Annotated in this window: 17 protein-coding genes; 9 read left to right on the top strand and 8 right to left on the bottom strand. The window is 42.7% G+C overall.

All coding sequences use genetic code 11. The annotated features are described in order from the left end of the window. Positions 1-8 precede the first annotated feature (8 nt). The gene (locus CWO13_RS07185; protein ID WP_102448243.1) at positions 9-1,022 is read right to left on the bottom strand and encodes an endonuclease NucS domain-containing protein; all 1,014 of its coding nucleotides are present in this window, start codon (positions 1,020-1,022) and stop codon (positions 9-11) included. Positions 1,023-1,603: 581 nt separating this feature from the next. On the opposite strand from CWO13_RS07185, the gene CWO13_RS07180 reads away from it, so the two are divergent. After that, entirely contained in the window at positions 1,604-3,427 is a 1,824-nt protein-coding gene (locus CWO13_RS07180; RefSeq protein WP_108082687.1) for a M4 family metallopeptidase, read from the top strand. A 123-nt stretch (positions 3,428-3,550) separates the two neighbouring features. Here CWO13_RS07180 and CWO13_RS07175 read toward each other — a convergent pair whose 3' ends face one another. Continuing rightward, the gene (locus CWO13_RS07175; RefSeq protein ID WP_102433507.1) at positions 3,551-4,450 is read right to left on the bottom strand and encodes a LysR family transcriptional regulator; all 900 of its coding nucleotides are present in this window, start codon (positions 4,448-4,450) and stop codon (positions 3,551-3,553) included. A 311-nt stretch (positions 4,451-4,761) separates the two neighbouring features. Here CWO13_RS07175 and CWO13_RS07170 point away from each other — a divergent pair, with 311 nt between their 5' ends. Further along, positions 4,762-5,304, top strand: coding sequence for a DUF3332 family protein (locus CWO13_RS07170; protein ID WP_102433506.1), 543 nt, complete (start codon positions 4,762-4,764; stop codon positions 5,302-5,304). Between the two features lie 161 nt (positions 5,305-5,465). Here CWO13_RS07170 and CWO13_RS07165 read toward each other — a convergent pair whose 3' ends face one another. Next, complete coding sequence (locus CWO13_RS07165; protein WP_102433505.1) at positions 5,466-6,935, bottom strand: transglycosylase SLT domain-containing protein; 1,470 nt, start codon at positions 6,933-6,935, stop codon at positions 5,466-5,468. Positions 6,936-7,544: 609 nt separating this feature from the next. Here CWO13_RS07165 and CWO13_RS07160 point away from each other — a divergent pair. Continuing rightward, on the top strand, positions 7,545-8,753 hold the full coding sequence (locus CWO13_RS07160; protein ID WP_102480888.1) for a DUF3103 domain-containing protein: 1,209 nt from the start codon (positions 7,545-7,547) through the stop codon (positions 8,751-8,753). 93 nt (positions 8,754-8,846) lie between these two features. Here CWO13_RS07160 and CWO13_RS07155 read toward each other — a convergent pair whose 3' ends face one another. Both CWO13_RS07155 and CWO13_RS07150 read right to left on the bottom strand, forming a co-directional pair. After that, positions 8,847-9,164: a Dabb family protein gene (locus CWO13_RS07155; protein ID WP_170960825.1), complete on the bottom strand. Its 318-nt coding sequence runs from the start codon at positions 9,162-9,164 to the stop codon at positions 8,847-8,849. Positions 9,165-9,371: 207 nt separating this feature from the next. Continuing rightward, positions 9,372-9,611, bottom strand: coding sequence for a hypothetical protein (locus CWO13_RS07150; RefSeq protein WP_048659496.1), 240 nt, complete (start codon positions 9,609-9,611; stop codon positions 9,372-9,374). Between the two features lie 228 nt (positions 9,612-9,839). Here CWO13_RS07150 and CWO13_RS07145 point away from each other — a divergent pair, with 228 nt between their 5' ends. Beyond that, positions 9,840-10,724, top strand: coding sequence for a LysR family transcriptional regulator (locus tag CWO13_RS07145; RefSeq protein ID WP_057622168.1), 885 nt, complete (start codon positions 9,840-9,842; stop codon positions 10,722-10,724). A 100-nt stretch (positions 10,725-10,824) separates the two neighbouring features. Here CWO13_RS07145 and tnaA read toward each other — a convergent pair whose 3' ends face one another. The 3 genes from tnaA to CWO13_RS07130 all read right to left on the bottom strand — a co-directional run bounded on the left by tnaA (position 10,825) and on the right by CWO13_RS07130 (position 15,839). Next, on the bottom strand, positions 10,825-12,297 hold the full coding sequence (tnaA, locus tag CWO13_RS07140; RefSeq protein ID WP_108082686.1) for a tryptophanase: 1,473 nt from the start codon (positions 12,295-12,297) through the stop codon (positions 10,825-10,827). A gap of 781 nt (positions 12,298-13,078) precedes the next feature. Then, complete coding sequence (locus CWO13_RS07135) at positions 13,079-14,755, bottom strand: GTPase family protein (RefSeq protein ID WP_108082685.1); 1,677 nt, start codon at positions 14,753-14,755, stop codon at positions 13,079-13,081. Continuing rightward, positions 14,742-15,839, bottom strand: coding sequence for a YcjF family protein (locus tag CWO13_RS07130; RefSeq protein WP_048659500.1), 1,098 nt, complete (start codon positions 15,837-15,839; stop codon positions 14,742-14,744). The genes CWO13_RS07135 and CWO13_RS07130 overlap by 14 nt, the downstream gene beginning before the upstream one ends. 239 nt (positions 15,840-16,078) lie before the next feature. On the opposite strand from CWO13_RS07130, the gene CWO13_RS07125 reads away from it, so the two are divergent. The 5 genes from CWO13_RS07125 to CWO13_RS07105 all read left to right on the top strand — a co-directional run bounded on the left by CWO13_RS07125 (position 16,079) and on the right by CWO13_RS07105 (position 21,096). Next, the gene (locus CWO13_RS07125; protein ID WP_102480885.1) at positions 16,079-16,573 is read left to right on the top strand and encodes a peptide-methionine (S)-S-oxide reductase; all 495 of its coding nucleotides are present in this window, start codon (positions 16,079-16,081) and stop codon (positions 16,571-16,573) included. A 182-nt stretch (positions 16,574-16,755) separates the two neighbouring features. Continuing rightward, positions 16,756-17,364, top strand: a complete 609-nt coding sequence (locus tag CWO13_RS07120) for a toxin-antitoxin system YwqK family antitoxin (RefSeq protein ID WP_102433390.1) — start codon at positions 16,756-16,758, stop codon at positions 17,362-17,364. A 349-nt stretch (positions 17,365-17,713) separates the two neighbouring features. After that, positions 17,714-19,267 (top strand): methyl-accepting chemotaxis protein, encoded by a 1,554-nt coding sequence (locus tag CWO13_RS07115; RefSeq protein WP_108082684.1) that lies wholly within the window; start codon positions 17,714-17,716, stop codon positions 19,265-19,267. 215 nt (positions 19,268-19,482) lie between these two features. Further along, positions 19,483-20,109: a bifunctional 4-hydroxy-2-oxoglutarate aldolase/2-dehydro-3-deoxy-phosphogluconate aldolase gene (locus CWO13_RS07110; protein WP_108082683.1), complete on the top strand. Its 627-nt coding sequence runs from the start codon at positions 19,483-19,485 to the stop codon at positions 20,107-20,109. Positions 20,110-20,331: 222 nt separating this feature from the next. After that, positions 20,332-21,096 (top strand): transporter substrate-binding domain-containing protein, encoded by a 765-nt coding sequence (locus CWO13_RS07105; RefSeq protein ID WP_108082682.1) that lies wholly within the window; start codon positions 20,332-20,334, stop codon positions 21,094-21,096. Positions 21,097-21,114: the final 18 nt, after the last annotated feature.

Here is a 21,114-nt window from a genome sequence, read left to right as displayed (position 1 = left end):
CGTGCGTGTCAGCCTAGGCGTGTTTTTAATTCTTGAACTAAATCTAAAGCTTCCTGCTTAGCGAGGTAAGGGACTTTGATCGTCCTCGCCCAAAAAAAGCTTTTACCCAAGAACTCACTGACATCTGAAAATGACATTGACGCCAATTTATCTCCACGACATGGAATGGGAGTTAAGAAATCAACCTCTCGGTACCAAGTGTCGCCGTCAGGTTTGTAAACCTTACTCTTAACTTTACCAGCTGCCACAACCCCATGACCTTTATGGCTAAAGAACACGATATCGCCTTCATTGACATGCCCAACAAATCTTTTCGCCTCTCCGTATGCCTCTAGACGACCATTTTCGAGCATGTGCCAAATACCATTTGAGTCATATGTTCGATTTGTATCAAATAATACACCTTTAACATCTCTTGGATTTTTATGCTTGTCATAAGGAGGAGCAAAAAACTCAAAGTATTTATTACCGTCTAATTCATAAATCCGGTAGGGTAAAAAATCGATTGAAAGTCCGTTGTTTTTCCAATAATCAATAGATGAGATTAATGATTCATCTGCTGCACTGCCTATAACGATTAAATGTTGTTTCCGATTAATTTCCTTTGGCTCTAGTTTATGTTCAAGTTCAAAGGCGTCTTTATGAGAATCAACTAGAGATTTACTAGTATCACCAGTGTACTGCTTAAACTTCATTTCAAGCTTGCTATAAGTCCACTGTCCAGCATCTTCCGCATACCTAAGAACTTGCTGAACTGCTCCTGAATCTGCAGAACTTCGCTTCAACTCAAAAATCACGAGCTCACCTTGCTCATTCAAAGCATAAAGATCTGCTTCAGCTTGAAATTGTCGCTCTTGAAAAATAGGCATCAATTTAGAATCTTCAAATAGCAACTCTAAGATATTATTCGCAATGAGGTTCTCTAAATCTTTCTCTAGCTTCCCAAATGATGATAAATCCTGAAATTCAACTGGCTCTAGACCTGAAATTTCGTCATTTTCTTGTTCTAATTTGTATAACATCAATCCTCCTGAGCATGTAACAGCTTTCCGTCTAGTTTCCTGTGCGGTCTATCTTAAGCGACTTACTTTATTCATAACAATTACTTATCGTTCTTAGTTTGTGATTGAACAAGAAAATGTAGATGTTTTCCTGCCTAACGAGACTAAGTGTTAAAAAAGGTGAGCTCTGTACTTAGCGGTATTGTTAAAACAAGTTTGCTATTGATAATGAAGACAATATTAAAACCAAGAAAAACTCGGTTATTGATTTATTTGTAATTAAGATAAAGACAGAAAAATAGCGAAGTTAACTTAAAGAAAAGTATTCTCTAGATTCAAACAAAGCGGATTTTAATAACTCCCGACCCTTCATACGCTTACGATAAATAATAAAATTTAATTTTATAAAAACAATTTGATCAATAAGTATTTTTGTAAACTTTGAATTACATACTCTAAAATTTAATCTCCCTAAAAAACTTGTCATAAGACGAAATGCTCTTCCAATCTTGATTCGCAACACATGGCATTAGCGTGTTGCATATAGACTTCCTATAAAGCCGTTGGGAAGAAGGAGTTTATATTAAAATCAGGAACGAAAAATGAACCAACAACGTCAACTAAGCTGGAAAATAGCAGCCATTCTAGGTACGTCTTTCGGCTTTACTGCACACGCTGCAGAAATGGTCAGAATCGATAATGATACACTGCTACAACAAAGCCTCGTCGCGCAGTCGAAGAGTGTTGCTCCACTTGAATTAGGGTTTTCTGAAGTTAAACGGGTGGTATTGCCCAATGGGAAAACGAAAGTCCGCTATCAACAAACTCACCTAGGCTTACCCGTCTTTGATACCTCCGTTGTCGCCACCCTTTCCAAGAACCAACCCACTCAGGTGTTCGGTTCAATGGCACAAGGGATCAGTGGAGACCTATCCAGCATCGCACCAAAGCTGAATCAGGAACAAGCGATTGAAGCTGCGATCTCCTCTCACCGCACGTTTACTGTCGGCAAAAAGTCGATTGAAAACAAAAACGCGAAACTGATGGTGAGATTGGATGAGAACCAAGTCGCCCAAGTGGTGTATCTGGTCGATTTCTTTATCGCTTCCTCTTATCCAGAGCGCCCTTTTTACTTTATTGATGCCATGACTGGCGAAGTAATCCAAAAATGGAATGGTTTAAACCACGCTAAATCGTCTGGTACTGGCCCCGGTGGTAACCTCAAAACCACTCGATATGAATATGGCAGTGACTTCCCTAGCTTTCCCATCGACAAAACAGGCACGACGTGTAAGTTAGAAAACGATTCAGTTAAGACGGTCAACTTGAACCACGGAACATCTGGCAGTGCAGCCTACAGCTACAACTGTGCCGACGGAACCAACTACACCGATCATAAGTACATTAACGGTGCTTACTCGCCTCTTAACGATGCGCACTACTTCGGTAATGTCGTGTTTGATATGTACAAAGAGTGGATGAACACTTCGCCGTTAACCTTTCAGTTGACCATGCGTGTTCACTACAGCTCGAATTACGAGAATGCGTTTTGGAACGGCTCATCAATGACTTTTGGTGACGGTAAAAACACCTTTTACCCATTGGTCGATATCAACGTGAGTGCCCACGAGGTTAGCCACGGATTCACCGAGCAAAACTCCGGCCTTGTCTACCGCAACATGTCGGGTGGTATGAATGAAGCCTTCTCCGATATTGCGGGCGAAGCGGCTGAATACTACTTGCGTGGTAATGTGGATTGGATTGTTGGTAGCGATATATTCAAATCGGAAGGTGGCTTGCGTTACTTTGATCAACCATCAAAAGATGGCCGCTCGATTGATCATGCCTCTGAATACTACGACGGTTTGAACGTCCACTTATCTAGCGGTGTTTATAACCGCGCCTTTTACCTTCTAGCGAACAAATCGGGTTGGGATGTGCGTAAGGGCTTCGAAATATTCACAGTCGCAAACCAACTATATTGGACGGCAAACAGTACCTTTGATGCCGGTGCCTGTGGCGTAGCAAAAGCTGCAGCAGACATGGGCTATGTGGTTGCCGATGTTGAAGATGCTTTTAACACCGTAGGCGTGAATGCAAGCTGTGGTGTCACACCTCCAACGGGCAATGTATTAACGAAAGGTACACCGATTGCGAACCTAAGCGGAAACCAATCATCAGAGAGCTTCTACACCTTCACTGTAGATTCAGCATCAAACGTGACGGTTTCAATGTCTGGTGGTTCAGGTGATGCCGACCTTTACGTGAAATCGGGAAGCAAGCCAACGACATCGAGTTACGACTGTCGCCCTTATCGCGCTGGAAACAATGAGCAGTGCAGTGTGAGCGCTCAACCGGGCGTAACCTACCACGTGTTACTGCGCGGATACTCTAACTACTCTGGCCTAACATTGCGTTTAGATTGAGTTAGAGCGTACCGCTGAAGGCAACAACCCATAATGAAGCCTACTCACATGAGTAGGCTTCATTGTTTATCAAGCGATGGATTGTTCTATAGACTGAGGCGACCTACTAAGGCGCCAAATTGATCACGCAGACAGCTTTAAGATCTCACTGGTAAACAGTTCTCTTAGCCATCGGTTTACGATGTCGTCGTTACGGTTGCTGTGCCAATACACACTCAATGATGGCTTGGTGTACTCGAACGGCAGATCTAACATCTTTATTTTTTCTTCATCGAAGTACGCTTTCGCCACGCTTTTGGGGAAGGTAGCAACCCAATTACTATTATAAATCGTGTCCGAAAAGTCAGCGATGGAATTGAGTTTTCTTGCCACTTTCCTCTCTGAAAATATTGGACTGTGGAACTCGGAGAGCTGGTTCACTCGGTAGTTATCATGCGTAAGCGTTACATGCTTTTCTGAAAGATATTGATCTAAGGTGACTTGTTCGTCGATGTTCGAGTGGTTTTGGCTACACACGATACACAACTCATCGCTCCATACCTCTTGGCTTAATAAGGTTGGATGTGCGCTGGTTAAGTCGACAACAAGGTCGATCTTTTTCTCTCGAATGTCGGTCGCCATGTCTTCTTTGATGTTCACGATTTCAATCACGCAGTCTGGTGCTTCTTTCTGAATCCTATCCAGAACTTGCGGCAGCGTCACACTGCTTGAAATACTCATCGCGGCAATTCTAAACGTATAACTGCACTCTTTAGGTTCAAAGTCGTGTGTTTCAGGCAACGAGTGAGAGACCAGTTTGTACGCTTGCTTGAAGATTGGGTATAAATCGTTAGCAACAGGCGTCGGTTCAAGCGTGTACGATTTTCTAACGAAGAGCAGATCTCGATATTCGTCTCTAAGCTGCTTCAAGTGAGCACTGAGACTAGGTTGAGAGATGTTGAGCCTTTCTGCTGCGTACGTCAGGTTTCCTTCTTCATATATCGCGATAAAGTAATAGATGAGGTTGAGGTTAAATCGTTTCATTCGAGCTCTTCAGGCAGTCACGTATTTAAATAAACGATAAAAATAATATCGTTTAAATGACTGTGAATTATCGCTTTCCATTCCCATACTTTAGTTAGGGTTATGACAGAACATTGTTAAAACGCCAAACTAAAATAAAACGAACTAGTACATTAGTACTTAAAGAGCAAATACCAAAATACAGGTAACAGACTGGTTTTTATAAAGATATAGGTTTTCCTGATATCTAGTATAGGTGTGACGTTATATTAGAAGACGCTTGAGTTTGACATAATTCCTGGTTCCTAAATATACACATATAGAAATAGAGAATGATGAACCGATTTGTAAAACCGATAATAATCTCAGCAAGCCTAGTGACTTTATTTGGCTGCGTAGGTAGCAACGCAGTAACAGGTAAACTAATGGAGTTTAACGTGAAAGCCGTTGATAACCGTTACGCTCGTGGTGGCCTAAACATGTTACTTGCCCCTGCTTACGGTATTACCGTTGCTGCCGATTACATCGTGTTTAACTCACTGGAATTTTGGACGGGTAAGAACCCAATCAACAAGAAGCCACACATCTTCGATTCGAAGGTTGATACTTACATTGATGTTAATGACCAACTGGATGACAGCTTAACAGAAGCACCTATTGACCCATTGGCAAAGCATGTGATTGACCACAGTGAAATGAAAGTACTTAACCAAGACGAAATTGCAATTGAGCTAACCTACAACGACGGTACTCGCGCGACTCTAACGGGTCAACGTTTCGGTGATACAGTTCATTACTCTATTGATAACCAAGTGATTGCAAAAACAAACTTGGAAGAGATGCAGATGTACATGGCATCAGCTGAGCAGTCTTAAGCAACGTAGAATTCACTGCTCCCCCCAATCAATTCAGTTAGTCAGTACCTATAAAAAGAGAGGTTAGCTTAGTCGCTAACCTCTCTTTTTGTTTATCGTTCTCGCTTTCTCGCTTTCTTGCTTATGGCTTATGGCTTATGGCTTATGGAGAATAGCCACGACTAATAAGCAAAGTAAGGAGAAAAACGTTTCACATTCAACTGACGAGTCATGTTGCTTAGTTGCTCTTCTCGAATGTCTTGAAATTCATCCAATCGCTGGTAAATAGTGAAGTATCGATTAATATTGGCGACGTATTTTACAGGCTCTTGGCTAATGTTTTGTCTTGCGACCACTTCAACATGATTAAACCATTTGTTTGGATTGTAGCCTTGTTTAGCGGCAAGCACGCGCATTCGTCTGATCTTAGCTGGTCCAGCATTATAAGCGGCTAAGCTAAAATGAATCTTGTCGATATCCAAGATTTCAGGCAAATCAAAATATCGGTCATAGATAAAACGAAGATACTTGCTGCCTGCATGAATATTATTTTCTAAGTCGTAAACATTATCAATGTCGACATACCAATCTTTGGCGGTTTTTGGCATCACTTGCATAATACCGACCGCACCACGATGCGATATTTTTGAGTTATCCAAGCCTGATTCTTGAAAAGCCATAGCTAACAAAATAAACCAATCGATCTCGAACTTTTCTCCATAAACCATGAACAGCTTTTCTAGCTTATCCCGCTTTTCGTTTTGCATCGGATTAGAGGCTCTATTCATCCATGACGTACTTTCGAGATAACGATTGTCGATGACATTACCCAATAAGGTGCCCTGCTTTGAATCTTGCAAATATTGGTCGATTTTGGCTTTCAGTTGCGGGTTATTTTTACGTATAGCCCAAGCAATATCCGCATTGTGCCTAAAGGCGAGATCCTTATGAATTCGGATATCTTGTTCTAGGTTTCCCCATAGTTCAAGCTTGTGGCTATCCACAATGGTTGCGGTAATTTGGCCGCGTTTAATCAAGTCTAGCAATTCAAGATCTTGGAGGTTGTCACTTAACAAATGGATATAGATGGGTGCTAAACCGTTCTTCTCTAGCTGTTTATTAACAGTGCGAACACTGCTGATATAACTGGAATTCTGCTTTAACCAGACCTCTTTACCCTGTAACTGGGTGATGTCGTTAATCAAAGGTGTAGAACGGCTTGTCACTAACCATTCATCAATGTCGCTACGAATCGGAATACTGAAATCGACCAATTGCTCTCGCTCTTTTGTGACGGTTAAGTTCGCCACCGCAATATCGCCTCGGCCTTGATTTAAGGCACTCAGCAGTTCACTTCGTTCAACCGGAATAACCTTAACGCGTAGTAAAGGGTCACGCAGTTTTAGCTCTTGATCAAAGTAATAAATCTGCTCAGCAAGAATCCCTTTCGGCTTACCATTTTCAATATGATAGAAGCCCATATCACCAGAGACTAAAACACGCACAACGCCTTTTTCACGCAACGCTGAGAAGTCCCCCACATAGGATTCGAGCGCGTTGTCAGGTACTTCTAAACCGAAAGCGGACTTCGAAATAATAGAGAGAAAAATCAGTGTTTTTGATAAGCATGAAGCGCCATTAAAATTCGTCATATTCAGTATTCCTGATGCGTTTAAGCCAAACCCTCAATGGTGCTAAGTGTTACATGGGAGCTATCGTGTTAGAACCGATTCAACGTAAAGGAATTTCTTAACGTTGTTCGATTGCAATCTACGTTGTTGGACAGAGTACGTTGGTGTGTAAAGTGCGTTTGATGTTCAGAGCAATCTGGTAAGCGTTATGGATCGTTTAGGCGCTGCTTTGATTGGTTACTTTTTATCAAGGGAGGCGAATTATACCGAAAAACACCAAGTCCGAAATAACGCAGTGGCTATAGTAGATATAGGGTGTACCTATAGATCTCCCCCCTCTAAAACCTCCATCAGAAGTCATTCTTCACGATCCCTAATCCCCCACCAATAGACCACACATCACTAGGCTAGTTAATAATTTCGTCATTAAATTATTGATTGGTTTATAAATTTACATATATCAAGTCGTCACACACTTAATATTTTATAAATTATTTAAATTGAGATCCTGTGCTGCACAACGAAATAAAATTAAGCTGTCTAACTTTTAAACACATTCACGTTACTGATAGGTTAATCCTTATAGGGCAAATGCTCTATTAATGATAAAAACTAAAATAAGGATTATTTATGAGACCATCTTTTTCTATCAGTATGGTACTTGCAACGACAGTGGTTGGCTTTCAGTCCTATGCAAACAATATCGACACGACAGACGCACTCTCTGTTTCAGAGAACTCCTCAGCACAAAAGCAATCTTTGGCGTTGCAAATCAGTACCCGCTACTCTGATCTTGAGCTTTCTTTAAAAGACCAGATAACAGAAAAACAGCTGTCTACACCGATAGACAAGCTTAGCTCAGACAAGCCCTACTCCGCGTTTTCAAGCAAAATGCAGAAAGCCGATCTTGGTTATCGCACGATGAAAGGGATCAACGACTTCAGTGACTCTGTGTTAGAAATTCGCATGGCTGATGAAGCGATGATTGAAGCTTGGAAAAACGGTGAGAGCCCGCTGTTTGCTTTCGAACCATCAGGCGATGATTCAAACTGGCAATACATCGAAGCTTATGATGTGTATGGGCAAGTTCACGAACTAGACGTTTACCAAACACCAGACGTTCCTGTGTTTGTTATTGATAGTAACGGCGCAGAAGAACTCAAAGCAGGCCTAATGGCGATGCAGACTGAGATGAACAAACTGGGTACTGAAACTCAAATCAATGCCAACAGTGATAAAATCAGCGCCCACAAGTCTCAAAAACAGCCTTTAATGAATAAAGTTCGTCGCTCTATTTCAGAATCTGAACCTGAAGAACTGAACACCACCCAATTGTCTAAGATTCGTTTGGCCATTGATAGAGAACCGTGGATCTCTGGCAAAGCTGAAATCTACGCTATTGTCACTGGGGTTAATGCAAGCCGTATAGAACCACAGATCGACCTGGTTGAGATGCCTTATCTGGATTACGACAAACAGACATACTACCCAAATCAAACGGTAATCTTCTGGCCTCGCTACCGTTGGGGCGCAGCAGATATGATTTTGATGGAGCACGATGACGGCACCGATTATAAAGCGCTAGCCAAACTGCTAGTTGAAGCCGCAGAAGAGATATTGAAGATGATTCCAGATCCTGAAGTTCAGGGGTATGCGATCATTCCTCAAATCACAGGTAAGATCATTGATGTGATTCCTGAAGGCGTATTAGTGAATGATGATGACTTCGTAGACGTGTATTACACCTTAATGCAAAACACTCCTTATGTTGATCGCCCGGGTGCTGGCGGTAATGCGGTTGCTTCGTTCACCCCTGTTACGATTTCACCGACAGAGTAAATCGATCCTTGTTTAGTTAGGGCTTAATCACACAAGCCCTAACTCTTCATTATCAAAGGTGGCTAAAACATAAGAGACGTACTGAGAAGCTGGTTACAGGGAGTAATCAAACACAATGATATCGTCTAGAAGCGGACGAAACACATCTTTCAGCGCATCATGCTCTGGGTGTGGAAGGTAGTTCTGACGGCCTTCTTCATCAGCGAACGTCATTAGCACCGAATGGGTATAACCTTGGTTCTTGTTTTCTGGGCTGTCGTTTAGCCCCCACTCGACTGACGTTACGCCTTCAACCTTACTTGGCATCGCTTCAAACAGTCGTTTCAGTTTCTCTATTTCAGATTCTTCTGCATCTTCTTTAAACTTAATCAGCAAAATATGACGAATCATTCCCGTTTCTTTTCGATTCATTGCTAGTCCTTTTCGAGTCTTTGTTTACTGGTGTGTCATTCGAGCACACACCCAGTCGCAAGTTAACGTTAATAGAAAAACAAAATGCCACAGGTTACAGATACTGCCAAGGCTAGATGGCTGAATTTTATAAAAGACTCTAAAACGAAAAACGCTGTACCCGAAGGCACAGCATTTCTCATGACAATGGTAAGCACACTTTAAACGTTAATCACGACGACCTGTAAGTTGGATCGGTTGGTTTTGATCAACATTCTTTTGGAATTGGATTCCACCATTAGAAGCTTCATTTCGTCCTTCCAGTACTGGCTCAGATTCAACACGCTCAGCCTTTACTTGATTACCTTCACTTCTCGTCATATCGAGAGTACTCGCATAAGTACCGTCAGCCGCGAAAGCTGTGTTCATTGATAGAGCCATCAATCCCAGTGCGATTAACTTGTTCATACATCACCTCGTTGTATTTTTAATTCTTTGTTCGTTTGGTATCTGTGTTTTTGTTGGAGTAACTTTAACAATCGAACATGGACCATTCGAGGAAAAGCAAGATTTACCAAATGGAAAATCAAGGGATTAGCGAAGTTCTGACGCTGTGCTGTCTTAAAAGTTTGGCATTACCACTATGATATTGAGGTCACATAATTTCTGCCTATTAAGGACCGATTTGGAGAGCCTGTGGACCTCAATCTAGATATTCAAAATATCCTTGTTATAAAGCGAATGTATGAACTGCGTAATGTTAGCTTAGTGGCGGAGTCATTAGGTAAAACGCCGGGAGCGATCAGTAAAAACCTAGCCAAGCTCAAAGCCCAACTCGGTGATCCTTTGTTCATTCAATCTAAGCAAGGGTTTGAACCCACAACATTTGTTGAAAGTAATATCGGTAATTTTGAACAAATACTCAGTAGCATCGAGTCCATAAAACACCAAGAGTTTTCCCCAGAGTCCTACCAAGGCGACATAAAGATCTACGCGAATACGCTATTTTGGGAGCGCTTTGGCTCGAAACTCTACTTTGCTTTGAGTAAACAAGCGCCGCACGCAAACTATTCATTTGTTCGATGGGGAAGCAATGTTAAGAACCGATTGATTGACGGCGAAGAATCAATCGCGGTTCACTACTTTGATGAAACTATGCCGCAGTCGATTTCTCAAATGGAGTTCGGAAAAGAAAAAGTGGTGTTCTTTGTAAGGGATGCTCACCCAGCGCAAGAGTTCGCGTCACTGGCAAATTTTCCAACGGTTCTATTTAAAACCCCAGGGTGGAATGACAACAAGTACCCGATCCTTGAGCGCCTGAGAAACATCGGGTTTGATGTAACTCCGAAAGTAGAAGTCGACCACCCTGCGATGATTCACGATGTAGTCCTCAAGTCTGACTATTACGGCATCACACTCAGTGGCAGCGTACCAGAGGGCTGTCGCAGTATTGACCTGCCTGAGAAACTGCTCATTGATGTGAGCTATGTGATGAGCTGCCGCCGTTCGCAACAAGATGCACCGTTAAATCAGTGGTTATTACGCATACTGAAAGCGACCCTGAAAAACAAACAAGCGTAGTTTAAGCCCTAATGGACTAGCGATTTTAAGGTCCAAAAGAAAAGGCTCCCGAGGGAGCCTTTGATTATATTTCTAGTGACTATTCGCTTATGTTTTTATTCTAAAATGCTTCTTCGAGCGTTTGTTCATTCTTTTTTCCTGCTTGTTTCTCGCTTATTTCTACCTCTTTCAAGCGCGCAGTAAAGTGTCTTAACACTGGCGGTTCATAGGTAAAGTCGAGCCCTTTCACTTGTCCTGCGTTCTCTTTCACTTTTTCGAACGCTTCAATAATGAAATCCATATGAGTTTGCGTATAAGTGGCACGCGGAATGGTCAAGCGTAACAACTCAGCAGGACATGGATGCTGTTCGCCTGTTGCTGGGTCACGGCCTTGCAGCAATGAACCAATCTCAACCGCTCTGATACCCGCTACTTTGTATAGCTCGCACGCTAAGGCATGAGCTGGAAACTGACCCGCTGGAATATGTGGAAGCAATTTACCCGCATCGACAAACGCAGCGTGACCGCCAGCTTGTTGGCACACGATACCTATCGCTTCTAAGCCATCGACTAAGTACTGAACCTGACCAATACGATATTCCAACCAGTCTTGACGCATACCGTCATAAAGGCCAACCGCAAGGCGTTCCATTGCGCCACCCTCTAAGCCACCATAGGTTGGGAAACCTTCTTGTACGACACACAGTGTTCGACATTCTGTGTATACATCCATAAAAGAGTCGTCTTTAAAGCACAACAAACCGCCCATTTGTACCATCGCGTCTTTCTTGGCAGACATGGCTAAACCATCCGCGTATTTGTAAGACTCACGAGTGATTTGTTCGATAGTCCAATCTTGATAACCGGCTTCTCGTTGCTGAATGAAGTAAGCATTTTCAGCGTAGCGTGCCGAGTCCATGATCACTGGAATATCGTACTTCTGAGCGATTTCATAAACGGCTTTTAGGTTGGCGATAGACACTGGCTGTCCACCAGCAGAGTTACAAGTAATGGTGCTCACAATGTAAGGAACATTTGCCACTCCCGCTTCTAAGATCGCTTCTTCCAGTTTCACCACATCGAAGTTGCCTTTGAAATCTGCGTTCACTGAGGTATCAAACGCTTCTTTGGTATAAACGTTTTTCGCCACACAGCAATTCACTTGGGTGTGACCTTGTGTTGTATCGAAGAAGTAGTTCGATAAAGCGACCATTTTGCTGCGGTCGAGTCCCTTTTCCATTTCGCGCTTCTTAATCAAAACAGGAATGTAAATCTGCTCTGCGCCACGCCCTTGGTGAGTAGGAATAGTCAGCTCATAACCAAAGATATCTTTCACCGCATTCGACAGTGCGTAGTAACTGCGACTGCCACTATAAGCTTCATCACCCATTAGCATCGCGGCTTGCATACGCTGAGTAATAGATCCTGTTCCACTGTCTGTCAGTAGGTCAATAAACACATCATCGCTGTCGAGCAAGAATGGGTTCATACCCGCTTCGACAATGGCTTGCTCACGATAAGCGCGAGTCGTTCTTTTTACTGGCTCTACAACGCGAATACGAAACGGTTCTGGTAGATGTTTGAAGTTTTCCATAATAATACCTTTCAGTACATTCCGATCAGGTCGAAATATAATTTCTTTAGATGTCACGAATCCTCACCATTAAATTAATCGGTCCGTATGAAGACACACGAAGAATTAACAGTGAAAATAAACAAGTTAAATAATGACTTATTAATCAAACCTAAACAGACGCTAAGATAATTAACAAAAACGACAAAACAACGAACACCCTGTACGGAATAATAAGTGCGACATTCATGTGTTCAAAGGTTATCAAAGCTGCTGATAGGTAAACAAAGCACGCTGCTTTGCTGGCGCGTGACGCCTAGAGGGTACTACTCTGAAGAAAGGTGGAACGAGAGCTGATGATCTAAAGTATACCAAGCTAACAGGGTTAGCCATGTTGTTGATTGCCATTTCAGATACATGTTCACAATATATCCCTACGTTGAAATCAAGATGATCCGAAATTTAAATATAGTGCAATTGTTTTATAAATAAAGCTTAGAAAAGTATAAATGTGATCAATATTTATAATGGTAATTAAAGATGATGGCGTGTTATATAAACTGTGATTAGCATCAGTTTATATACTATTAAACTAGTTCAAAGAGAGAGCTAATAATTGTGGCTACTTTTTAAATTCAATGATCTCTAGCAAAGGACAAAGGTAGCTATTTCTATAAAGGTCATCTTCTAAAAATCCGAGCTCTAAAACTCTCCGCTCTAACTAAAAAAGATAAGCTTTAAAAATTAAGATTCTGATGAGGCTCAAACCTCACCAGAACCGTATTGCAAACGCAGTCGTAGATTACTTTTTTTTCACGACTTGCTTGATGGCCATTTCAGCCAATTTGGGGGTCGCTGCTTTCAATGCACTAGGGGCAACCTTCTTACCCGCATTGACCGCTTTATTCAGTTGGCCTTTAACCGATGTGCCTCTTTTCATGGCTTCCAAACGTTGGCGATTTCTCTGAACGTTGTTTGCATCAGCGATACGTTCGAGCAACGTTTGCCTTAAAATATCTAAACCAAATTCCGCCTTTTCTGGCGCAATCGCCAGCGGCAAAGCAATGTCCGGCTGTAACAGTGTTTGATTATATTCGAGCGCTTGAGCAATGATCTTTGCTTTGGCCGATATTGGGTTCTCTAAGTCATACGGCGGTTTCCACTCGTCTACAGGCTTTAATCGGTCTACCTGATTGACAACCGAGACAACTATCGGCTTCTTACGTGAGATATTCTTAGGATCATCATAGAAAGCGTCAAACCTATCTTTCAACTGCTTATCCAACTCACGTGCAGACTGATTGGCTTTTAGTACCCATAGCACCACATCGGCTTGGGTCATCTCTTTCAACATTAAGGCTTCAGTTTTAGGGTTGCCATCAAGCCCTTGAAGATCAACAACGCGAACATCATTGTCGTCGACAAACGCGTTGTATACCGTTGAAGTGTCGGTTGATGGCAGTACATCGACTTCAGCAACCAACTCTTGCTTGAGTGCATTGATAAGTGAAGATTTACCAGAACTGGTTTGCCCCACCAACACGATTCGCACAGGCTCTAACTCAGGAGCAAAGCGTTTCTCATCGGTTTCAGACACATCCGACGCCCTTAGAGCTTCGTCTTCAATGCTGAACCGTCCGCTGTAGAGATCAATCGCAACCGCAGCGACTTCATCTAACAAGGCTTGTTTAGCGGCGTATTGCATGTCATCAACCACACCTCTTGTCATCGATGCCGTCGCCTGTTCTCGACCCAAATCGGAAATCACTTTTAGCGGATTCAAATATAGGTTTTTAAGATGGTTGCCCCAAATAGCCGCTTTGAAGATCTTCTGACCTAGCTCGCCGTATTTATCATAAGCTTCATAGCCCGCTTTGATGTAGGAAACCTTAAGATACTCAATGCCGGGTATATGCTCTCGCACTACCAACTTGTAACGTCGACTTACTTCTTCGAACAGTTTTAGCCCTTCAGGAATCGAAAAATCGAGCGATTTCTTATCAAACTTTTTCGCAACGAATTCAAGTATCTCTAAACCGGTTTGGTCTAGGTTGCCCCACTCTATGTCGACCATTAATTGTTGGCGTACATGATGTTTTGAATCATTCCAGATCGACAGTTCTTTTTGAGACCAATCAGTCGAAGCCTTAACCAATGCATCGTTGATATCAGCTTTTTTATGTTGTGATTCAGCTTCAGCAATATCCTCGCCAAGGTCATCGCTCTCTTTATTTGAGAAGGGCTCCGTACTTGAAGATCGGCGTGAAGAACGACTAGAAATAAACAGAGGAATGGTGAACACCAAGGTACTCACGGCAATGGCAATCGACATTTCCAAAAGGTAGCCGTATTTGATCGCCAAGAAGACACCGAAGCCCATCATGATAATGCTTGGGAAGACGGCCGAAATCAGAGCAATACCCCAGCGGCCACTCGATAGCACCGCCAGTAATCGAAATAAGTTTCTAATTTTCTTCATAGCCCGACGCCGCCTTACCTTTTTTCAGGGATTCTTTGTAGATCTTCTGCATCTCTTGTTCAGACACTTCTTCGCCTTTGTTCTTATGATAGAAGTAAAAGCAGGCCGCGCGACCTAAACCATAAGAGGTGCCGAAACTCATTGCCGCAGCAGCAACCGCGCCGACAGTTTGACCATAAACGGGAATCAGCTTTATCAACTGTCGAGTACCCAGTTTCATTCCATATTGCACAGCAAAGCTGCTTCCCAGAGTACCTATCAACTCACTAAAGACTCTCTTGTTCCATTCAACACCATATTGGTTTGCCAAGCTATGAAGCATTTTGGCTTGAATCGCAGGTACCGATACCAAGCCAACACCCGGAATCAAATCACTCGCAGCTGCACTTCCTGCGTACCAGAGCACTTCGTTTTCTACTTGGTCAAAGTTGGCTTCTTCTTGCGTAGCGTGTTCTTTGTCTTGCACCATCATGCCTATAACAGGAAGTATGCTGGTCAAGCGATCTAACAAGAATTCGAGGTTATAGACATCACCATTATCGGTTTCAAAATCGACCGCTACCGATTCAAACCCTTTACCCCAAACCTTTTCTACTTGGTTGGTGTTGAACTGAATTTGCCTTGCTCGATCTGTTTCACTGGAAGACAACACAGCGGTATGAACAAGCAGCAAGTGTTTAATCTTCTTCTGTTTCTTAATCTGTTTTAGAGCAGCAAGCACGGCGGATTGTTCAGGCTCGTCGGCTTTCATCACCACAACGAGCGCATTACCTGCCTGACCAATCTCTTCCAGATCTTCTTTCGCATCATAATTCGCTTCACTTAGACCTCTGGTATCGAGAAAGCGCATCACGGGTTTGTCTTGCGGAAACTCATATGACATCGCCGTCATGGTACACGGAGCAAATCCATTGCCGACTTCAACAGAAGAGTCACCAGTAACCGCTTGAATAAACGATGACTTGCCCGCGCCCGTTTTGCCCAACAGCCACAATGTAGGAAGATGCTTACGCTGATATTCATGGGCCTGAGTCAAGTCTGGGTTCTTGCTCGGATTAATGAAGTCTTTTATTTGATCAAACATGTTTAGAGTAACGCTCACTTGATGTTGAGATTCGGGTTGATGACAAAGCAATACTGACTTATATAACCACAAATCATATTAAACTTATGTTTGTTCAGTCGCACAGGTTTACAATGCCTAAACGCTTGTTTTTATTTGCGCACTCATTTTTATAGACGCTTTTTTATACGTACGGGTATTATCGTATTGATTCACGTACCTAACGAACATCAACAAACACAGAGAGCTCAAAGAGAAGTATGGAACAAATTTATTTAGCTGGCGGTTGCTTGTGGGGCGTACAAGAATTTATTAAGTACGTTCCTGGCGTTATCAGCACAGAAGCAGGTCGTGCCAATGGAAGTTCTCAGATAAAGGATAACCGAAGCAAACCAAGCGAATACGATGGCTACGCAGAATGTGTACAAATTGAGTTTGACCCAAGCCTCACTTCAGTAACCACGCTAATGGGCCACCTCTTTGAGATCATTGACCCGTACAGTGTGAATAAACAAGGTATCGATGTCGGAGAGAAATACCGAACTGGCGTATACAGCACTAATGCCGAACACTTAACAGAAGCTAAGTGTTATATCGCCGCGCGAGATGATGCCGACCGTATTGCTGTTGAGGTGTTGCCATTGACCAATTATGTTGCCAGCGACAACATCCATCAGCATCACTTAAGTCACTTCCCTGAAGATCATCACTTATGTCATATCCCTTGGGATCTGCTGCATAAATACAAACCTTAGGCTCAAGTACCTATCGATGGCTCGATTTCACCATCAAATCAAAAATGAAATAAAGTTCCCCAATACGACACACCAATAGTGAAAACTTGAAAACCAGTAATAAGTACTGACAGCCGTTCGGGAAAATGGAATGCTTTTAACACACCGATTACATTTTCCCCGTCCATTAAAAAGGTGTCATTATGAAGAAATACGTTCCAATCTTAATTGCTCTTAGTACGGTATCTTCTATGAGCTATGCGGCCACCAGCGAAGATGCTGTTGACTACTTACAAATGCGTAAAGGCGTGGCTTACCAAGTAAACCACTCAAAACCCTTTACCGGTCAATTTGAAGAGAAGTTCGATAACGGCCAAGTCGCGACCCAAGCTCAATTTTCTGACGGCCTAGAACTGGGTCAAGAAACCAACTGGTATCCGAACGGCCAAGTTGCTTCTAAAGTGAATTACGTTAAAGGTGAATTACAAGGCAAAGCAGAAACCTGGTATCCCAACGGCCAGAAGAAAGCCGAGCTCAACTATAAAGACAATGAGCTGTCAGGTGTTGCTTCTCGATGGTATCCAAATGGCGAACAAAGCCTGACCGCTGAATACAGCGACGGACAAAAAGATGGTCTGGTAACGGACTATTACCCTAACGGCAATAAGGCAAGCCAAGCGAAATTCGATGAAGGCGAAGTGGCGAATGGAAAACTAACGCGCTGGAACCTTAACGGAGACAAGGTTGAAGAACTGACCTTTAAAGACCACAAAATCACGTCTAAACAAGTTTGGATGCCGACAGAAAGCTAAATACAAACGGATGAGTGCTCGTGTGACAAAGCACAAGTACTCATCTTCTTTAATCTCAGGTAAGCACCGCATTCTCCATTAACAAGATCTATCGACCTCATCTCCGCCCCCTTCTTCTTCCGGTTCCTTTTACGCTCTAAATAATCACTAATAACAAAACAATCATCAATAGTCATTGAAATAATAAATATTTAACTTGTTAATAATCATTTTATAAAATACTGTTAGCAAACGTTTCCGTTGCGAGTCAGATCTCAATTATCGACCCGTATGCTATCTACACGCAAATAAGAGAAACACGATTATAAATACGTTGTTGAGTCATTTTGTTTTGCTTTGGTGCCCGCCTATGAAAATTAAAACCTCCCTTTTGAGCCTTACTTGCTTGTCGATTATTTCGTTATTGGTTGTTGTGTCATTCACAGAACTGGCCAATCTAAAACTGATCAAACTTGAGAAAACGCTGATCAAAGTAAAGTCACTCGAAGTCTCTATGCTTCAGCTCAATCGAACAGAGTTAGAGTTTCTAATAAGCCACGATAAAACGCTCAAGTCGGTATTTGTCCAAGAGTACTCTCACTTTCAACAACTGATGGGCAGTTTCTCTGTCTTGCTTAAAGAGTCTGATATCGCAGTCCCAGAGTTAGAAAAGCTGACACTTGAAGTAAATCAATACAACAAAGATTTTTCGTTAATGGTCGATGCCATCGACCGCAACCCAGCCAAGGTCGCTGAACTCAAATCAGAAATGAAAATGCTGTTTGAAGATATCATCTCTATATTCATCAACGTTGAAGGCAGATTAGAACAGCAAGTCGAATCGATTCAGCAAACCATTACGACCTTCATTGTAAGCTCCATTATTACCGTCGCTGCATTATTAATGCTGCTATCTTTCGGCATCTCATCTCGCATAGCAAAGAAAATAGCCTCGTTGAACTCGTCCATGATGCTCGTCGCTCAACAACGCGACTTTACCGTAAGAGCCGAAGACAAGGGATCGGACGAGATTGCCGATATCGCAAAGGCATTTAATACAGTCCTCACCGATATTCGTCAGCTTGTCGGCCAAGTTCAGGGCTCTATTAAAGAGCTCGGCAATATTTCGAACCAGCTACAACACGACGGAATGGAAGTTGAGAGCGCTTTAAACAAACAGCAGCAACAAACTGAGAATATTGCGACCGCGATAAACCAGATGGGCAGCAATATTGAAAACGTTGCGACCAACAGCGAAAACGCCTCATCCAACGCACAAACCAGTTTCGCTACGGCGAACGAAGGTCTAAATGATGTGGCATTCACCAGAGACACCATCAATACCCTTTCGGCTGATCTTGTCAGTGCCACTGAAGAAGTAAATCGCCTTTCTGTTCACTCAGAGAAGATTAATACCGTGTTGGAGGTGATTAAAGACATCGCAGAACAAACCAACCTACTTGCTCTTAATGCAGCAATCGAGGCAGCTCGTGCGGGAGAACAAGGCCGTGGCTTCGCGGTGGTCGCAGATGAAGTGAGAACCTTGGCTGGCCGAACACAACTTTCAACCGAAGAGATCTCAACGATAATCCAAGGCGTTCAAGACCAAACACAAATGGTCGTAAATACAATTCAAAGTTGTTGTGAGAAAGGCAACCGCAGTGTCGACTCTTGTGAGAATGCGCATTCAAGAATCTCTTCGGTCATCATGGATATGGAAACCATTCTAAATAACAGTTTGGAAGTGGCGAATGCAATGAAAGAACAAAGCGCTGTTACCTCAGAGATCATTGGAAACGTGAGTACAATTAAGCAGCTAACACTAACCAGTGTAACGGGAGCGTCAAAAAACGCAGCTTCTGCAACGTCTGTGGTCGAACAAACCGACTCATTAGAACGTGCGGTGATTGACCTAAAAACCTAAATCGACTCTCATTGGTTTATTTCTTATAATGGATTAACTTAAATATAGAGTTATGCAAATAGGAAAAGTTGAAGGACAAAACGCACGCTAAATGCGTGCGTTTAAATAACGATGCTGCATATTAAGCTAACTTAGCTCTTGTAGATGACTTACCGAAGCTTGGCGTGCTTTATCACCGTTGCCCTCCATGATCGCTTCATAGTGAGAAAAGATTCGTGACTACATTAAATGAACAACTAGCAAACCTAAAAATAATCCCTGTAATCGCGATCAACCGTGCTGAAGACGCAATCCCTCTAGGGAAAGCACTTGTTGAAAACGGCATGCCATGTGCAGAGATCACGCTACGCACAGAGTGTGCAATCCAAGCAATTCGTATCATGCGTAAAGAGTTCCCAGACATGCTAATCGGTTCTGGAACTGTACTGACTAACGAGCAAGTTGACGCCTCTATCGAAGCTGGTGTTGATTTCATTGTGAGTCCAGGCTTTAACCCACGTACCGTTCAATACTGTATCGACAAAGATGTTGCAATCGTACCGGGTGTTAACAATCCAAGCCTAGTTGAACAGGCAATGGAAATGGGCCTTCGCACTTTAAAATTCTTCCCTGCCGAACCTTCAGGCGGGACAGCTATGCTTAAAGCACTAACGGCTGTTTACCCAGTAAAATTCATGCCAACTGGCGGCGTAAGTTTGAAGAATGTAGATGAATACCTATCTATCCCTTCTGTACTTGCGTGTGGCGGAACTTGGATGGTTCCAACTAATCTTATTGATGAAGGAAAATGGAACGAACTCGGAAAGCTTGTTCGTGACGCTGTTGAATTCGTAAGTAAATAAGTCAGCGGCCTAACCTTCTGGCATTTTAATGTAATTAATATTTAAGATATAAAGCGATCGCTAAGATCGCTTTTTAATACTTGTAGAACTAACAATAGCCGCTGATTCACACTCTCAACTCTTCAATAAACTTTCAACTCCAACCCTTTCCAATGGTTTGATCTCTTTCTCTGATTGTTTCTGTTACTTTGAATGACAACACAAACACAACAGACAATTATAATGAAAAAAACATCACTATTACTTGCTTCCATTGCTCTGGCACTTTCTGGTGTCGCACAAGCTGACCAGTTAGAAGACATTCAAAAATCAGGCACTCTTCGTGTGGGCACCACTGGCGACTACAAGCCCTTCTCTTACTTCGACGGCAAAACCTACTCTGGCTACGATATCGATGTTGCACAGCACATTGCAGAACAGCTAGGTGTCGAATTACAGATTGTTCGTACCACATGGAAAGATCTACTGAGCGACCTAGATGACGATAAGTACGACATCGCGATGGGTGGTATTACGCGCAAAATGCAACGCCAGTTAAACGCAGAACAAACTCAAGGTTATATGACCTTTGGTAAGTGTTTCTTGGTTGCGAAAGGCACAGCAGAACAGTACGACAGCATCGAGAAAGTAAATTTGTCTTCGGTTCGTGTAGGTGTAAATATTGGCGGTACCAACGAGATATTTGCCGACGCTAACTTGCAGAACGCAAACTTCACACGTTACGAGAATAACCTAGACGTTGCGCAAGCCGTTGCGGAAGGCAAAGTAGATGTCATGGTGACAGAAACCCCTGAAGGTCTGTTCTATCAAGTAACGGATGAGCGCCTTGAGGCAGCTCGCTGTGAAACACCGTTTACCAACAGCCAATTCGGTTATCTGATTCCAAAAGGCGAACAGCGCCTATTGAACACGGTAAATTTCATTATGGATGAGATGAAATTGAAAGGCGTGGAAGAAGAGTTTCTGATCCACAACTCTCTTAAGTAACGTCTTTTCAATTTATAC

The sequence above is a fragment of the Vibrio sp. ZF 223 genome, assembly GCF_003050585.1.
GTDB lineage: Bacteria > Pseudomonadota > Gammaproteobacteria > Enterobacterales > Vibrionaceae > Vibrio > Vibrio crassostreae.
This window is presented reverse-complemented; position numbering and strand designations above follow the sequence as displayed.